This window comes from Robertmurraya dakarensis, from assembly GCF_900156875.1.
Lineage (GTDB): Bacteria > Bacillota > Bacilli > Bacillales > Cytobacillaceae > Robertmurraya > Robertmurraya dakarensis.
The window spans coordinates 633,951-651,295 of record NZ_LT707409.1; the positions used below are offsets into that span (position 1 = coordinate 633,951).

At 35.9% G+C, this 17,345-nt stretch carries 16 protein-coding genes; 15 read left to right on the forward strand and 1 reads right to left on the reverse strand.

Annotated elements, in window-relative coordinates; genetic code table 11:
* Positions 1 to 444 precede the first annotated feature (444 nt).
* The 11 genes from CZ487_RS12115 (at position 445) to CZ487_RS12165 (ending at position 14,099) form a co-directional block, all read left to right on the forward strand.
* Positions 445 to 1,710, forward strand: a complete 1,266-nt coding sequence (locus CZ487_RS12115; RefSeq protein ID WP_077212414.1) for an AAA family ATPase — start codon at positions 445 to 447, stop codon at positions 1,708 to 1,710.
* Positions 1,711 to 3,027: a hypothetical protein gene (locus CZ487_RS12120; RefSeq protein ID WP_139339568.1), complete on the forward strand. Its 1,317-nt coding sequence runs from the start codon at positions 1,711 to 1,713 to the stop codon at positions 3,025 to 3,027.
* A 105-nt stretch (positions 3,028 to 3,132) separates the two neighbouring features.
* Entirely contained in the window at positions 3,133 to 4,116 is a 984-nt protein-coding gene (locus tag CZ487_RS12125; protein ID WP_077212416.1) for a PDDEXK family nuclease, read from the forward strand.
* Positions 4,117 to 4,428: 312 nt separating this feature from the next.
* Positions 4,429 to 5,355 carry a LysR family transcriptional regulator gene (locus CZ487_RS12130; RefSeq protein ID WP_077212417.1) on the forward strand — a complete coding sequence of 309 codons (927 nt, stop codon included), beginning with the start codon at positions 4,429 to 4,431 and terminating at the stop codon, positions 5,353 to 5,355.
* Positions 5,356 to 5,641: 286 nt separating this feature from the next.
* Positions 5,642 to 6,487, forward strand: a complete 846-nt coding sequence (locus CZ487_RS12135) for an enoyl-CoA hydratase-related protein (protein WP_077212418.1) — start codon at positions 5,642 to 5,644, stop codon at positions 6,485 to 6,487.
* Positions 6,488 to 6,650: 163 nt separating this feature from the next.
* A complete protein-coding gene (locus CZ487_RS12140; protein ID WP_084783240.1) occupies positions 6,651 to 7,895 on the forward strand; it encodes an acyl-CoA dehydrogenase family protein in 1,245 nt (414 codons plus the stop codon).
* Between the two features lie 140 nt (positions 7,896 to 8,035).
* Positions 8,036 to 8,599, forward strand: a complete 564-nt coding sequence (locus tag CZ487_RS12145) for an OsmC family protein (protein WP_077212419.1) — start codon at positions 8,036 to 8,038, stop codon at positions 8,597 to 8,599.
* 52 nt (positions 8,600 to 8,651) lie between these two features.
* Positions 8,652 to 9,155 (forward strand): TRAP transporter small permease, encoded by a 504-nt coding sequence (locus CZ487_RS12150; RefSeq protein ID WP_084783241.1) that lies wholly within the window; start codon positions 8,652 to 8,654, stop codon positions 9,153 to 9,155.
* 172 nt (positions 9,156 to 9,327) lie between these two features.
* Positions 9,328 to 10,629, forward strand: coding sequence for a TRAP transporter large permease (locus tag CZ487_RS12155; protein ID WP_077212420.1), 1,302 nt, complete (start codon positions 9,328 to 9,330; stop codon positions 10,627 to 10,629).
* A 204-nt stretch (positions 10,630 to 10,833) separates the two neighbouring features.
* Positions 10,834 to 11,937: a TRAP transporter substrate-binding protein DctP gene (gene dctP, locus CZ487_RS12160; protein WP_077212421.1), complete on the forward strand. Its 1,104-nt coding sequence runs from the start codon at positions 10,834 to 10,836 to the stop codon at positions 11,935 to 11,937.
* Between the two features lie 59 nt (positions 11,938 to 11,996).
* The gene (locus tag CZ487_RS12165) at positions 11,997 to 14,099 is read left to right on the forward strand and encodes an acetate--CoA ligase family protein (protein ID WP_077212422.1); all 2,103 of its coding nucleotides are present in this window, start codon (positions 11,997 to 11,999) and stop codon (positions 14,097 to 14,099) included.
* A 131-nt stretch (positions 14,100 to 14,230) separates the two neighbouring features.
* On the opposite strand, the gene CZ487_RS27990 is transcribed toward CZ487_RS12165, so the two are convergent.
* Positions 14,231 to 14,371, reverse strand: coding sequence for a DUF3887 domain-containing protein (locus tag CZ487_RS27990; RefSeq protein ID WP_419865748.1), 141 nt, complete (start codon positions 14,369 to 14,371; stop codon positions 14,231 to 14,233).
* A 230-nt stretch (positions 14,372 to 14,601) separates the two neighbouring features.
* Here CZ487_RS27990 and CZ487_RS12170 point away from each other — a divergent pair, with 230 nt between their 5' ends.
* From CZ487_RS12170 to CZ487_RS12185, 4 genes are all read left to right on the forward strand, one after another.
* On the forward strand, positions 14,602 to 14,814 hold the full coding sequence (locus CZ487_RS12170) for a hypothetical protein (protein WP_077212423.1): 213 nt from the start codon (positions 14,602 to 14,604) through the stop codon (positions 14,812 to 14,814).
* A 133-nt stretch (positions 14,815 to 14,947) separates the two neighbouring features.
* Positions 14,948 to 15,181, forward strand: coding sequence for an HIT family protein (locus tag CZ487_RS12175; protein ID WP_272914224.1), 234 nt, complete (start codon positions 14,948 to 14,950; stop codon positions 15,179 to 15,181).
* 630 nt (positions 15,182 to 15,811) lie between these two features.
* A complete protein-coding gene (locus CZ487_RS12180) occupies positions 15,812 to 16,822 on the forward strand; it encodes a phospholipase D-like domain-containing protein (protein ID WP_077212424.1) in 1,011 nt (336 codons plus the stop codon).
* Between the two features lie 75 nt (positions 16,823 to 16,897).
* The gene (locus tag CZ487_RS12185) at positions 16,898 to 17,308 is read left to right on the forward strand and encodes a hypothetical protein (RefSeq protein ID WP_077212425.1); all 411 of its coding nucleotides are present in this window, start codon (positions 16,898 to 16,900) and stop codon (positions 17,306 to 17,308) included.
* The last annotated feature ends 37 nt before the right edge of the window (positions 17,309 to 17,345 follow it).

Consider the following 17,345-nt stretch of genomic DNA (forward strand, 5'->3'; position numbering starts at 1 on the left):
CTAACGATATAACTAATCTTATAAAATAGAAATAGGTGAAAAATAAAGTTGCTACCTTTTTAGTGGCAATAATAAGACTTTTCCTTGGCTGCCGAATATTTTTCGACAGCATTTTTTGTCGAAAAACCCAGTGGATTATACCATGCGAAATTCAGTTTAGTATTAAAAAGTATTTGTAGATGATTTTCTAATTTTACAAAACTGATGGAGCGGATTAATTAATAATAGAAATCAGATTATAGGGTTAGGTTCAATACTAAAGCAGACTGAGGGACAGACCCCTCGTAATGACAACGAAAAGTGAAAGCATAGATGATTATACAAATATATTTATTACGTTTCAATCGAAGCCAGTTAGGCTATGTTCCTTTTTAAAGTAGTGGAGTTCGAGATTAAAAGTATATAATGTTAAATTAGGATTGATAATACGAGGGGGATTGGGATGTGCAGGGTGTTTATTTAAAAGATGAATTTGAAAATTGGTTGAGTGAACAAATTCAAGAAAATGGAAGTTTATATTCAAAGGAAACAATAAAAGGTTATATTTATGCACTAAGTAAGGCGTGTAGTGACATTCATAATCTAAACTTAGTTAATAGTAATTTGTTTTCTATTGGTTCATTAGATGAATTCATTTCGATTGTAAAGTTAATAAAGGATAATCCCGATTATAAACGTGTTAATAAAAAGTTCGGTAAGGGCCAACTATCGGCAGGAATGACAAAATACAAAGAGTTTTTGACTTCTAGAGAAAGTAGCTTTTCCATTCCATCCGTCGATTTTGACCGTGAAGTAAAACTAGAGAACTTGTTTTTCGAAGATAAAGAGCTCATTATCAAACAGGTTAAAACGGCTCTGTCAAAAGGGAAGAATGTCATTTTAACAGGCCCTCCAGGAACAGGGAAATCAAAACTAGCGAAAGAGATTTGCCGAAGCTTCGGTGTAGAATTTGTTATGACCACGGCTACATCGGATTGGTCAACTTATGAAACAATTGGTGGAAGCCGTCCGAATGCGGATGGGACACTTTCCTTCAGGCCGGGATTATTCCTCAACTGTTTTAAGGATGAAAAAACACTAAGGCCAGAGAATAAATGGTTAATCATTGATGAAATGAACCGTGCTGATATTGATAAGGCTTTTGGGGCGTTGTTCTCTGCGTTAACAGGTGATCCAATTGTTCTGAGCTTTCAAGGGGAAAGCGACAATCAAATAAAAGTACGTCCGCAAAACGACTTGGAAAGCGTGCTTTTGAATGACCATGATTATATTATTCCAAACGACTGGCGCTTAATCGGAACTATGAATACGATTGATAAAGCTTCTCTTTATGAAATGAGTTATGCGTTCATGCGGAGATTTGCGTTTATTCCTGTGGGGATACCACGGCATATTAATGAAGAACTTGTGAACTCCTATCTAACGATTTGGGGAATAGAAAGTTATGAGTATTCTTCTATACTTGCTTTTGTTTGGAAACTCATTAATGAATATAGGCAGATTGGTCCAGCCATTGTTGAGGATATTGCCCAATTTACAGAAGAGGACGGAGATTTCACATCCGCGGTGATTTTATATGTGCTACCGCAATTTGAAGGGCTACTAGAGTCTGAAATTCTTGAGTTTATTAAGAAACTTGGACAAATGGACGAATTTGAAATAGAACGTCTAAAGGATTTTGCTGCTGATTTTTTTCATATCAGGGAGTAGATGATGAAACGAAATACAGAAGAACTTATTGAAGAGGTCAGTGATTTTCTTGTTGTGTACTTAAAGGCAGGAAACGTAGGAGTTAATTCTTTTATTCGAAAAGCTCATTTGGATATTACGAATCTTGAACAGCTAATTATGATTCATTTCTTGTTGAAAAATGAGGTAAAGGAGTATGTTAGAAGACTGCCAATTTTAATAAGAAGATTCAAAACGACGACAACTAGTATTAGCGAAACCTATCATGGGGAGATTCGTGGGAGGGTTGATTGGGGAGCTACATTGAAAAAGAGATTAGAGGTTGGTTATAAAGATCGAACCATTTTTTCATGTACAGAACAATCTCGAAATTACTACATTAAAGAGAATTTAGTGTTAAAGGCCTTTATTGGGTTATTGAACACGATCCTTGATAGGAAAACAGAAAGGTTCATGAATTATGGCTGGTTTGCTGAATGGAATAAATTAAAACCGATTATCTATCAAATTTATCATCACAATGTTTATCTTTCTCGAGTTTCGCTAGAAAAAGTGGAGATAACAGACCGTATGCTTCAAGATACCGTAAAGCACCGCAATCCCTTGTATCGTGATGCGGCTAAATTGTTCCTTTTATACCGGCGGTTACAATCGAAGAAACTAAATGAAGCAGAAATTGGATCGCTTTTAAAAGAGACATTTGTTTTTCCGGACAAGCCTGAAGTGTTATTCGAGCTTTATTGGGCTAGTCAAATCGTTAAGCACCTTTCCCAAAATGTAAAGCTTGAGGTACTAGATGGGGGGCAAAATTTATTTGCCAGCTGGAAGGATGAAGATTTTGACTATCGTCTCTACCATGATTCTATCGGTTCAGGCCATCTATCCTTTCATATAGGTACTAATGAAGCTAGAGAGATGTACAATCCTTACATCGAAAGAAAAATTGCAGCAATGGAAAAAACGTCTGTTATTGCAAATGAAGTGTTTGGCGAAAGCGTTGATACAGGTACCTTATGGAGTGGGCGTCCAGATCTTCTCTTAGAGTTGTACCGAAGAGGAAGCGGCACACTGGAAAAGGTAATGATTGGTGAAGTCAAACATACAACAAATAGAAGTTATGCTATAAGGGGATTAAGTGAATTACTTGAGTACATGGAATTTGTGAAAAAAAGGGATGGACGATTCCTCTCTGAAGGTCCCATTGAGCTTAAGGGTGTACTGTTTTTTGATAATATTCCTGTTAAGCAATCGAGGGTTAATGATGTGCTGATAATAAATCATGATCATAAAGAGATGTTGGCTCAGCTAAATGATGAATGCAAATCTCATGGTTCTTAAAGGCTAAATCCTGTGTCTTTAAATATTTTAGGAATTGTCTGCTACTCTAAATGAAAGTGTGAGTATCAAATATGTGCTCTTTGGAATGGAAGGGGAAATGATTGCATGTATAAGATAGACTCCAATAAAGCTGTAAAAATAGCACATGTAACATTCTCTAAACTTCACATGCAAGAGAATGATATTGAGGAGTTATTAAGATCAAATATTTATATGATTTGTGAAGAAGAAGAATCTATGTTGATCGTTGGTAGACAGGTTAGAAATGCCCTTCATGGCCGAAGCGATCTAACGGCTGTTGATCAAGACGGCAATGTTGTTTTAATTGAGATAAAAAGGAATCTTAGGGACATTGAATCACGAAAGGAAGCTTTTGAATTCCAAGCGATCCGCTATGCTGCAAGTTATGCAACGATCAAAGATCCAGATGACTTAGTAAATAAAATCTATGCACCTTATATTGAAAAGTATCGAAGCGAATTTGAACATAATTCTCTAACAAGTACCGAACTTGGAAAACGCAAGCTGGATGAATTTTTAACGGTAAACGGTGCTGAGAATAGCTTTAATCGATCTCAAAAAGTTGTTTTAGTGGCATCTGACTTTGATGACCAAACGCTATCAGCTGTTTCTTGGTTAAATAGTAATGGGGTGAATATGAGCTGCTATAAATTGATCCCTTACAAGATTAATGGTGAAATCTATATTAATGTTGAAAAGCTTTTACCATTAGCTAGCTACGATGATTACTATGTGACCTTTTTAGAGAGATCTTCAGGAATAAAGAAACCAAGTGGCAAAAAATTTACCCGACGCAGTCTTCCTAAGATTGTTGCGATGCTGGAATGGGGAGTTGTTAAGGAAGGGGATATCATCATGGCTAAAGACCGTGAAGATGAAGGAACTCTTCTAAGTAATGGGAATGTTCTTGTAGACGGGGAAGAACTTTCCATGCAGAAATGGTTAAAGGATATCTATGGATGGTCTAGTATTCAAACGTATGTGTTCGCTATTCACAAAGACAGTGGTAAAGCATTATCAGAAATCCGCAGAGAGTATTTAGAAAAACAAGCTGAAAATGTGGAATGAAACGAATAGACCTTGTAAACAGGGTCTGTTTTTAGATGGAAGAGTGCTGTGCCTCCTTTTTGGCTTCCCTGCTAAGGGTATTATAGGTGGGTAACCAGCTCAAAGGTTTAAAACCCTCACAGAGATTAGTCATTAAGTAGAAGAAATAGCATATTTTGCGGATTACTCTAATAAATTAAAATAAAATTATTAATAGACTAATAATAGACTATATTGAAAATGGTACATTCTAGTTAATAAAATTAGTTTTTAATTCCTTCCAGGTTTATTTATGGCTATCAGTAATAAAAAGTTTAGAGGGGGGAAATATGGGTGCTTCTTCGTCGATTTGAATATGTACATCAGGTCGTCAAATATGGAACCATAAGAGAAGCAGCACAACAACTTTATGTTTCCGAGCCAACCATAAGTCAGCAAATTCAGAAGTTTGAAGAGAGTATCGGATTAAAAGTTTTCAAGAGACAGGGTCGAAAAATCCAACTTACGGATGAAGGGAGACTAATTTTACCAATCATGCAACAAGCGCTGCTATCAGTAAAGGAATTTGATCGACAAGTTGCAGAGATTAAAGATCCTAATCGTGGCTCTATTCGATTTGGATTAGGTCCAATAGCAACAAGTACAATCCTTCCGGATATTATGGCAGATTTTAATAGACAATATCCAAATGTATCTTTGAATGTTACTGAAGCGGGATCAGTTGAATTATTAGATCTATTTGATAGGGACCAATTGGATATCTCTATTATTTCATTAACGGATACATTGTATCAAAAATATCAACAACTTGAAAATATTAAGTGTAAGAGATTTTTTCGTTCTAATTTCTCTGTAGCGATGTCTGAAACACATCCACTCGCAAAATTTACAAAGTTAAATATGAAGGATCTGTATGATGAATCGCTTATTTTATATCGGAGTAGTATGATAAAACAGGCTCTTTTAACAGAATTAGGTTCAGAAATTGAAAATAACATTGTTTGTTATACTGACAGCATTGAAGCTACTCGTAATTTGGTAGTAAAAAATATTGGGATAAGTATCTTACCTAAATATTTTGTTAACTCCTGGAGTTCTGATCAAAGTAGGGGTTTGACTTTTATTGCATTAGATGAGGGACAACTAACTTTAAATTGGAGTTATCTTTATAAGGAAAAAGAATATCATCCAATATACCTTTCAGTATTTATAAAAGTTATTCAACAACATGTTAGAAATAAGTTTCAGAAAATTAAGTAAAACCACTACGAGGATTGAAAGCAGGTTGGCTTTTATCCTCGTATTTTATTTGTGCCTATTACTATTACTGGATTATTTGCAAATTATGCATCCTCTAACAGTGTATCGCCCTTACGGACAAATACTTTAGATAAAGATATTTCACGTCATTCATGTTTTGATTAACTCCTACTGGTCAAACATTTATTAAAACTAAAGAATCGAAGTTGATAACTAATATATTATTCAGAAAATTCTGTATATAATTCTTATAAATAATCCACTAATTTTACAGGGGGTATACCTAATGGGAAATTATAAAGACATAATAGTTGAGAGAAGGGGAGGCATTGCAATAGTAACACTCAACCGCCCTCAACAAATGAATGCGTTTACTTGGCGATTACATTCTGAATTACATGATGCATTTGCAAGATTGGATTTAGACGATGAAATACGCTGCGTTGTAGTCACTGGGGCAGGTAAGGCTTTTTGTGTGGGTGCAGAACTAAATTCCTCAGGATCAACCTTTAATCCAAATAAAAAAGATGAGGCGCTCCAATCGATGCATGAAGAAAATTTTAAGCATTGTCATCCCATTAATGTGAGAAAACCTATAATAGCTGCAATTAATGGTCATGCAGTAGGGGTAGGAATCACGATGCCATTACAGTATGACATACGCATTGTGGCAGAAGATGCAAAGTTAGGCTTTGTGTTTGTAAGGCGAGGAATCATACCCGAACTTGGTTCACATTGGATACTTCCTAGAATGATTGGAATTTCTAAAGCAACTGAACTATTGCTTACTGGGCGTCTTTTTTCAGGAAAAGAGGCAGTTGATATGGGAATAGCTAGTCAAGCTGTTCCAAAGGAAAAAGTATTAGAAACTGCTATTAGTTTAGCAGAAGAAATAGCAGTGAATTGTGCACCTGTATCAGTTGCATTAACCAAAAGACAATTATGGGCCTATCTTAGTCAATCCAATTATGTTGAAGCAGCAGATACTGAACAAAAATATTTTGATTGGACTAGAACACAACCTGATTCTATAGAGGGTGTTAGAGCATTCATGGAAAAACGTCAACCTGCTTGGTCATCAAAGGCGTCAATTGATCTTCCATCAGATATTCCTTCTCTCTTCGATAAATAATTTAGAAGTACTAATAAGGTATTAATTGTAAATGAAGCATTTTTTCTAAGCATTGGGGAGACGTCATATAGTAATATCCTTTGAAAGCCATCTGCAATTATTTTCTGAGGATATAAGAGATAGATAGATTTATCAATTTCCGATAGTAAGGAGGAATTTATAAATGATTGATTATAGGATACCGGATGATGTTAGAGAGGTTTTGTTATCGATTGATAAATTTATTGACCAAGAAGTTGTTCCCCTCAAAAAGAAATATCGTGAATATTTGGAAAACGAAAGAAAATATTACGATGAAAATGGAGCATATTCCAAGGAAATTCGTGAAGCTAAACGTACTGTGAGAATGAAATCTGCCAAGGCTGGTTTTTATAATATGTTTGGCGAGCCGGAGTTAGGAGGGACAGGGGATTCATTTGGACCAATAAGTATTGCACTTATTCACGAAGCTTTGTATAGAAAATATGGTCACGACCCGCTTGTGGAGGAGATTTTTCCAATTGGCCTGTTTACGAGTGGCTTAACACCTGTTTTGTTAGGGTTGCAAAAGGAAGTTAGAGATGAAATTGTACCAGGAGTAGCGAATGGGGAAACCCAGTTGTGTTTTGGTTTAAGTGAACCTGATGCAGGTTCTGATGTATGGGGTATGAAGACAAGGGCTAAAAAGGACGGGGATTATTGGGTTATTAATGGGACAAAGCAATGGATTACATTTGCACCTTATGCTCAGTATGCAATGATTTTTGCTATTACCGATCCAGAATTAGCGTCACAAAGGAAAGGAGGAATCACTTGTTTCTTAGTACCATTTGACGGAGAAACATGTGTATGCACCTCGGTGATTTCCATTCTAGGGAATCTAGGAGGACATACCGGCATTATTTCGCTAGAGAATGCCCGAGTGCATGAAAAATATATTATCGGTGAACTACACCAAGGATTTGGTAAAGCAATGAACGGGATTAATCGAGGTAGGATCACAATGTCAGCCACCTGTATAGGAATAGCACAATGGGCTTTAAATAAAGCGATTGACTACGCTAATGAAAGGAAGACGTTTGGTGTAACAATTGGTAATCATCAAGCGGTACAAATGATGCTTGCAGATTGTGCTATGGATATTTATGCTGCACGAAATATGTTATTACATTGCGCGTGGAAGATAGAGAATCAGCCTGAATCACCAATTAAAGAACTCTCAATGATAAAGGCATTTTCAACTGAAATGGTACAAAGGGTGGTAGACCGTTGCATGCAAGTTCATGGAGGCATGGGGCTAACCAATGAATTAAAACTTGAAAAAGCATGGAGATGGGCTAGATCACAGCGAGTGCCCGATGGTACAACGGAAATACAAAAACGTACGATTGCAAGGCGGTTACTGAAAGGTGATAGAAGTTTTTCGTAGTTTCCGAACATGAAAATGGAAGAATTATCCTGGTTGTCTCTGTTTATGATTACTTTGCGACTCTCTTCTAGTGTATGTCTAATTTGATCTTTGAAAGCGACTTGATATTAAAAGAATCAATCAAAAAGGGGAAATGAAAATTGGCTAAAAACTCTGTTAATAATAGTAATGGCATTAATGTTTCTGCATTAAATGATTACAAAAAAGAAATTACGAATAATGCCAAAGCCGGAATGATTGATTACAATGTTAATTTGAAATGGCTTGGCGGGACAAAATCAAAAGTTACTACAACCGGAATTACACTTGGTGAGCAACAATTAGAACGAAATTTCTCTTTTGTCATTGATGAGCCCGAACAACTCCTAGGTGAAAATACAAATCCAACACCCCAGGAATATTTATTGGGAGGTATGGGTGCTTGTATGATAGTTGGTTACTCTGTTGGTGCTTCACTACTAGGAATTAACATGGAGAAATTAGAAATCAATTTACAGGCAGGATTGGATTTGCGGGGGTTCCTTGAAGTGGAGCCAACAGCACCGATTGCATTTAAGGACGTAAATTACACGATTCATGTTAAAGGAAATGGTACTAAAGATCAATTTGAAAAGATTCACGAAACTGTAATAAAGACTTCCCCAAATAGAGCAACAATTTCTAATTCGATCAGGATTAATTCCGAGTTAATTGTTGAAGAATGAGCATTTACGTAAATCTTAACTAAGAAAAGAAGTCACAGCTTAGGAGGTGTTCTTGATTAATATCATTAGCAAGTTTATTAATTCTTTTTCTGCATATGCCAAATATGTATCATTGTTTACTCAAGCTTTTATGATGGTTTTTATAACCATTGCAGTAATTTTGCGGAATCTTAATCATTCTATAATGGGAGATTACGAGATTGTCCAGCTCTTAATGATCGTTGTGATCATGATGGGTTTGCCGTATGTTCAGCAAATAAAAGCTCATGTATCGATAGGTCTTATTGTTGATCGATTACCCAAAAAGATTCAAAAAGTCCTTGACGTAATTTCATATCTGTTAACGTTTGTTGTCTGTGAACTAATAGGTTGGGTAAATATTCAAGTTGCTATTGATTATTTTGTTTCGTATCGTACATCCTTGTTGCTAAAAGTTCCACTTTATCCCTTCTTATTTATAATCGGGATCGGGTTTATTATCTGGGGGTTCGTTGCTTTTATGCAGGTTTTCGGAGTATTCAAAACAAAGGATGAGGATATTCAGATAGAAAGTTAAATGGTTTGCCTCATATTTCTTTTCAAAACAGCTAACAGTATAGGACGTTCATAACCCACAAAACTTTGTCGGAAGATAATATTCAGAAAAAGAGAGAACTTTCCTCTGGTACAGCAACCTTGATTTCTATGAAAAGTGGAAATATGAGAGTCTGTTTTTAAAGGAGGTCACAATGTCAATTGAAGTAATCGGGATCATTGGAATAGCTGCTATGTTTTTATTAATGGCTGCAAGAGTGCCAATCGCAATTTCAATGACAGTTCCAGCAATCATGGGAATTTATTATATTAGTGGTTGGGAAACTCTGTCTACTGTTTTTCATACTGTCGTTTGGCAGCATACTGCGAGCTATAATCTAAGTACAATACCAATGTTTGTTTTAATGGGGGAGCTGCTTTTTATTTCTGGAATTACAAGTGAACTTTTCAATATGTTTAGAAAGTGGTTAGGTTCTTTGCGAGGAGGATTAGGAATGGCTACGATAGGTGCTTCCGCATTTTTCGCAGCAGCTTCTGGATCAAGTTTGGCCAATACGGGTACTATGGGCGTGATTTCCTCGAAAGAAATGTTGAAATCAGGTTACGATAAAACTTTAACAAGCGGATCAATTGTGGCTGGTGGGACACTAGGGATATTAATTCCTCCAAGTACAACTTTTATTATTTATGGAATTATTACGGAAAGTTCTATTGGTCAACTTTTATTGGCAGGTATTATTCCAGGGATAGTTCTAACATTATTTTATATGTTAACAGTTTATGTATTAGTCTTATTAAATCCTGAACGTGGACCTGCAGTTGAAAAAGTAGCTTGGAAAGAAAAATTCACATCACTTAAGTCTATATTTTGGATAGTGATCTTATTTACTTTAGTAATCGGAGGAATGTATTTTGGGTTATTCAGTCCGACTGAAGCTGCTGGAGTAGGTGCTTTTGGATCATTGATTATTGCCATAATTAAAAGGAGGATGTCCATAGGAAGTTTTGCTAAAGCTCTTACCAGCACAATGAAGACGACTAGCTTTATTTTTGCGATAATCCTTGGTGCATTCATTTTGAACTACTTTCTAACGATAACCAAAATCCCTACAATTCTAGGAGAATTTTTGTTATCTATTACTACCTCAACTCTAGGTGTATTATTGCTAGTCATCTTAATGTATATAATCCTTGGAGCAGTAATGGATTCATTGGCGATGATTGTAATTACAATCCCAATCATCTTACCTACTCTCGTGGGATTGGGTGTAGATTTAATCTGGTTTGGAGTAATCATTGTTATCGTAATTGAAATGGCAATGATAACACCTCCAGTTGGAATGTTATGTTTCGTTCTTAATGGTGTAGCACCCGAATTGGAATTGGAAAAGATCTTTAAAGGGAGCTTAACATTTGTCATACCAATGCTTATCCTAATAGCATTGTTGATCATTTTTCCCGAGATTGCATTGCTTATTCCATATTCTGCTTATTAGAGTATACCAATTTAGTAAGCTACTTCTTACAGTTTATATAAAAGGGACTATCTCAGTATTAAAAGTTATCTGAATCACACTTTTTAAGATGAAAAAGAAAGCGGTTTCTAAGAGGGATGATAAGTCATGAGCATCCAAATATTTTGATCCCGAATCTATCGTGAAGACGTCATTATTTAAACCAGATTAGAAAGGGGAAAAAACATGAAACTTAAGAACATATTTTTTTCAATAACGATGATTTCTATATTTGTATTAATTCTTTCTGCATGTGTAGGGAATCAAACTAGTAACACGGATGATAATTCTAATGATCCTAACAGCCCAAATAAAAATGAAGTAATTGAATTAGATCTAAATACTTGGCTACCTTCAACACATCATAATATTTCTTTAGCCTATGAACCCTGGGCAAAAATAGTAGATGAAAAAACGAATGGAAGAGTTAAGATAAACATTCTCACTGGTGGTGCATTAGGAGGATCTGGTACGCATTTAGAAGATTTACAAGGAGGACTCTACGATATAACCCACGGTACAATTGGTTATTATCCTGATACAGATCTCTTTAAATTAACGGTCTTTGACCTTCCTTTTGCTTTTGAGAACACAAGAGATGCTTCGGATGCTATAACAAAGTATTTTGAGTTACATGGTACAGGAGATTGGCCAGATAAAGTAACTGTATCCAAAAAAGGTGTTACAACGGATCCGTATGTCTTATTCAGTACAAAGGAAATTCGAACGGTTGAAGATCTAAAAGGAATGAAAATCAGAGTTGCGAGTGATGTTTGGAATGAGGTTTTGAAAAGTTTAGGAGCTACACCTGTATTTATGCCTAATGACGAGCTTTATGCAGCTCTTGATCGAGGGGTAGTCGATGCTGCGACTTATAGCCCGATAGGAGCCCAAGGTCTAAAATTATATGAACCCGCACCGTATATCTTGAACTTCCCTTTACAAACAATAGGTCTTGATCCAATGATTAGGACTGGTGCACTTGAAGAAATGTCAGAGGACTTAAGAGAGCTTTTTGTAGAAGAATTATTACCTGAATTAAGTGAGCTTTTAATACAAGATGTTGAAAAATTATTACCAGAAATATGGAACGAGTATGAACAATTAATTGAAGGAAGAGGAGAAATCATTACATGGTCTGAAGAGGAAAAAAATAAGTTTAAACGTGCTGCTGAGACTGCCTGGGATATGTGGGTGGAAACTGCAAATCAAAAAGGGTATGACGGGGATCAAATCATGGAAGAGTTTAAACAAATACGAAAAGATCTTGGGCTTCAACCAGTGTTTTAATTTAAGGAAGTCTAGAAATGATCTATCAGCCAAATATTAAGTATAAAGGTGATGTATAGGTGAATAAACATAATAGTATTGAGAAATTGTTTAATGCTCGTTCAATAGCAATTATTGGTGCAAGTAATGATCTAAGTAAGATCGGTGGACGTCCGATACACTATTTACAAACACAGCGTTTTAAAGGAGAAATCTATCCTATAAATCCTAAATATAAAGAGATTGCTGGCTTAAAAGTTTATAAAAGTATTTTGGAAGTACCAAAAGATGTGGATGTAGCGATTGTGTCATTGCCAGTGAGAAGTCTTAGGCAGGCAATTAAAGATTGCACGGAGAAAAATGTAAAAACAGCTGTGATTTTTACTGCTGGGCTTGCTGAAGTTGGAGAAGAAGGAGTTAAATTACAAAAAGAGCTTGTAGAAATCGCCAATAGTAATAATATGTATTTGGTAGGGCCTAATTGCTTTGGGGTTGCGAATTTATTAAACGGTACCATTGGAAGTTTTGCAGAAACATTTGCTATCCCAATTCCGATCACTGGTACCACCGGTTTTGTAAGCCAAAGTGGTGGAATTGGATTAAATTTACTTAACCATGCATTAAATGAAGGGATTGGTTTTAATTATTGGGCAACTACCGGAAATGAATCTGATCTAGAATTTGTGGATTTCTTAGCATATATGCTAGAACAACCTGATGTAAAAGTAGTTGGCGGATATATAGAGGCATTAAAGGATGGGAAAAAGTTTACTAGCGCTGCCAAAAGGGCTCTGGAGTTAAGAAAACCATTGGTTTTACTAAAAGTCGGTACAACTGAAGCCGGTCAAAAAGCTGTGATGTCCCACACTGGGTCTTTGGCAGGCGCAGATACCATATATGAAACGGCATTTCGGCAAAGCGGTGTTATCAGAGTAAAAGACAAAACTGAGTTGTTGGATACACTTAAGTTATTTCAAAATAGAAAAAAATGCAAAGGTAATCGAGTGGGAATTGTAACCGCTTCGGGTGGAAATGGGATCATGATTACAGACTGTGCAATTGATTCCGGCCTAGAAGTTCCTTCGACTTCTCCAGGCACTAAGAAAAAGTTATTGGAAAAACTTCCTCCTTTCGGCTCTGCGAATAACCCTATTGATGTCACTGCACAAGTAAATAATAATAAGGAACTTTTTAAAGAGTGTATTGAACTAGTGATTAATGACGAAGAATTCGATTCAATTGTCATTTGTTCCACGAGACTGCATGAATTTCTAGAAAATGCCATTGATGCTATAACAAAGTCCGATAAGTTGATCTGTTTAATATCTTCTGAATCATCACATCAAACAAAGGAGATGGCAATAAAAAATGGTATTCCCTGCTTTGATGATATCTCTAGATGCGTTAAAGCTATTTCAAATGTCGTAAAATTTGAAAATAACTATAAGGACTACATTGCTGATAAAACAGCTACGGAATGTAGTGATACAATCATTTTTCCGAGTATTAAATTGCCGAATTTCTGTGGAGTTGTCTCTGAATGGGAAGCAAAAAAAATATTATCAAATGTTATTTCTATCCCAAAGGGAGGCTTAGTTTTTACTGAAGAAGAAGCGGTTGAGACTGCTAAAAAAATTGGTTTTCCTGTGGTCATGAAGATCAATTCTTCAAAGATTGCTCATAAATCTGATTTAGGGGGAGTTAAGGTTAACTTACAAAATGAGCATGATATAAAAAATGCTTTTAAAGAAATTAATAAGAATGTTTTTTCTGTTCTGCCTGATACGAAATTTGAGGGAATGCTTATCGAAGAATTTGTATTTGATAAAGGGATAGAAGTAGTTGTTGGTTTTAATAAAGATTCGTTATTTGGTCATGTTCTAACCTTTGGTTTAGGTGGGGTCTTTGTGGAGGTTCTACGAGATGTTAGTATGAGAGTACTTCCAATTAATCAACAAGAAGTTATCAAGCTAATGGAAGAGATTAAGGGTTGGGCTATACTAGAAGGTTATCGAGAAAATATTTCATATGATATAGAAGCCTTATCGAATATGATAATGAAACTTATTACATTGGTAAATCAATATGGTCATAGAATTGAGGAATTAGAGATTAATCCTATTAAAGTGTTGCCAAAAGGGCAGGGGGTTAAGGCATTAGATGCGCTATTAAGGTTAGAATAGTCAGAATGGTTAAATTATTAGAATAGAAGTAAGAGTTCTCGAGTGCATGTTTATTGTGGACGGGAAGAAAAGGGCTTGGAGTGTTTCCACCAAGCCTGTTTTATCTTAACCCATGATTCATCATGTAAACCTCATTGGATAAAAAACCCAGCAATTTGGTTATCTTCATCAACGGTTACGGTAAAGATGACATCTTGATTTTTATATAAACCAGAAAGTTGGAAGACTTGATAGCCATCTGATTCTTGAGTTGACGTGTATTCCTGATCAATGAAGTACCGTTATGTTATTGAACCGTTTCCCATACTTCTTCTAATTTCTCTGGTGGGAGTTCTGTTGCCATCGTTTCATCGAATTGTTGGGCAGCCTCATTATACTATGTGACCTATTAGTGAAATCCCCAGGAATAAAGTAACCGGGTGGCAAAAAATTAACTCGGCGCAACCTTCCTAAAATCGATGCGATGTTTGAATGAGGCGTTGTTAAGGAAGGGGATATCATCATGGCGAAAGACCGTGAAGATGAAGGAACTCTTCTAAGCAACGGGAATGTGCTTGTAGACGGCAAAGAACTTTCCATGCAGAAATGGTTAAAGGATCTCTATGGATGGTCTAGTATTCAAACTTATGTGTTTGCTATACATAAAGAAAGTGGTAAAGCATTATCAGACATCCGCAGAGAGTATTTAGAAAAACAAGCCGGAAATGTGGAATGAGACAAATAGACCTTGTAAACAGGGTCTATTTTTAAATGGAAGAAACCAAATGTGTCGATGTAATCGGGGAATCTGGTGCATGTGCCCCGCTACATTAATGCTTTAGTATATTGGGGGACAGGCACCATTTCCCATTGAAACAACTCCTGAAGAGAAGCTAGCCATTCTTGAGTTATTGGATGAGTGTAAGGCAATGGTAGATGAAACCTTTTCGCCTGCGGGCTATAACATCGGGGTCAACTGCGGAGAGACTGCGGGTCAAACGATTTTTCATCTGCATGTCCATCTTATACCTCGTTATGAAGGGGATATGGAGGATCCTCGGGGAGGGGTTAGAGGGGTTGTGCCTGAGAAGAGATTATTTTGATTGTATGTTTATTTTAGTTAAAGTCATTTTTCTAAGGATAAATAGCTCCATATTACTACGAAAATCTTTTCAATATTCTTTCTAGAAGATATGCTTAAATGAGAGTAGCGGAACCAATAACTATAAAAATATTATGTAAACATTTAAGTAGAACACAACGATGATCTTCTTCGAGTAAGTGGAGTCATAATAGTGTGTATTTGTAGATAAGAGGTGACCTAAATGAAACAATTTATAGATGCTTTGAGTTCTAAATTTCCAAGCGAAAAGTATGCATTACATTTTTATTTTTCAAAAAATTGATAAACTGTATCACGCTAATTCGCCGGATCAGCCGGGTGAATTAAATATAGAACTTTTACATTGGAAGGACGGTAGGGTTCGTCTTGATGTAAATGGGGAGAGCTCGTTGGAAATGAGAAACGATCAGAAAAAATGGATATGAACAACTTCGCAAAAAAATGCTTTATGTTCTGCAACGATTGGTATGAGAAGATTTAGGATAGATATCTTACATATGTGAGTTTAGGATTAAGTTTACCATAATTATATTACGTTAAATAAAATTCAGGGTTTTAGACTTTTTGTTTACCAAAGAATTAAGTATGTGAATACTAGGAGGGGATAGCAATGAATCTATTAACAGAAGATTTAATTGAAGTAATTACAAAGTCGGCAGAGAAAGCACAAAAATCGATTTTCATTGTGTCGCCGTATATAAAAGAACAGACAGCACATGAGATTATTAAAGTTATGGGAAATAAGAATCTAGATCTTAAACTTGTTACTCTTCCTCCTGGTGAGGAGTACATTACTGGCGCTACTGATCTGGAAGCAATACTAGCACTTCAGGAAAATGGATTCGATATTAAAATGCTTCCTTATTTACATGCGAAAGTCTATATGTTTGATGATAAGACGTTATTTTTAGGGTCCGCTAATTTTACGAATAAGGGGCTTGGATTAGCAAAAGATTCGAATAAAGAAATTCTTATTGAAAAGAGTGTGACGAAGGAAGAAGTACACACAATCAAGAGTGAGTTTTGGGAATCTGAGGAAGGGAGGTCAATAACTGAATACACCGGTTTGGAAGAACAGATAAGAAACATTCGGGATCAATTCTCAGAGTTAATTACAGATCTTAATAAAATAAACAGAGCAATAGAGGAAATAAATCAGAGAAGATCACCTCATGAAGAACTACTAAATAGACTCAAAGATAAAGCCGTAATCAGTAGCTACGAACGATTGAAAAGTGGCTTTTTGAAACATGTTTTTAAGCTTAATGATAAGCAAATCGTTAAGATTACAAGATCAAAGCAGGGGCAAACGAATCAGGCAAAGGAGTTTGCTGTGTTTAGTTATCAAATCAGTAAGAAGTCAGCAGATCTATTCCGTCAACGAAAGGTAAAAGCTTTGATCTTAATATTAGAAGATCCGGATCATTTTGTTTGTCTGCCTACTTCTTTCATAATAGATAAAGTGCTGCGTAAATCATACGAAGGAAAAAGAAAGGACTTCCAGTTTAAAATCAGAAGAAATAGCGACCAGTTGCTTCTCACCATTAAAGGAAAAGGTCGTTTGCGAGAACACCAAATAAAGCGTTATGAGGGTGTTTTGCATTTTAAGGTGCTAAAGTAATAGTGAAATCGATGGTTATAGATATGAAATGGCTTGTTTGTAGTCTTTTATTTTTATAGGTTTGGAGGAAGCATAATGAACACACAGGAAGTTGCTTATCGTTTTTGGGAGTTAGTAAAGAGCCAGTTTCCGGATGAAAGAATGAAGGAGCCAACAGAAACCAGACATAACCGATATAGCATTTATGTACCTAATAAGAACCGAAATAAAAGGTGGATGCAGGTGGATTGGAATGTCAATGTAGTTAATATTGCAATGGATCACTTTAAGGGCGATATTACGAGAGATATGGTAGAAGGGTATGGGATCCCTTATGGAGATTTCGATGGCTCCCATACAAGAATTAGAATAAACAATGATGATGCCGTCTTTATCTCGATTTTTTTGGAAGAACCCGTTGATTTTCATCATCCTGGTTTTATAGAGTTTCTGAAAGTTCACTATAGATCTTATTTGCGCAGAGTGGGAATTCTATTTAGTAACTAGTTTCTAAGAGTCTTACATAACATGAATTTCTGAAAGG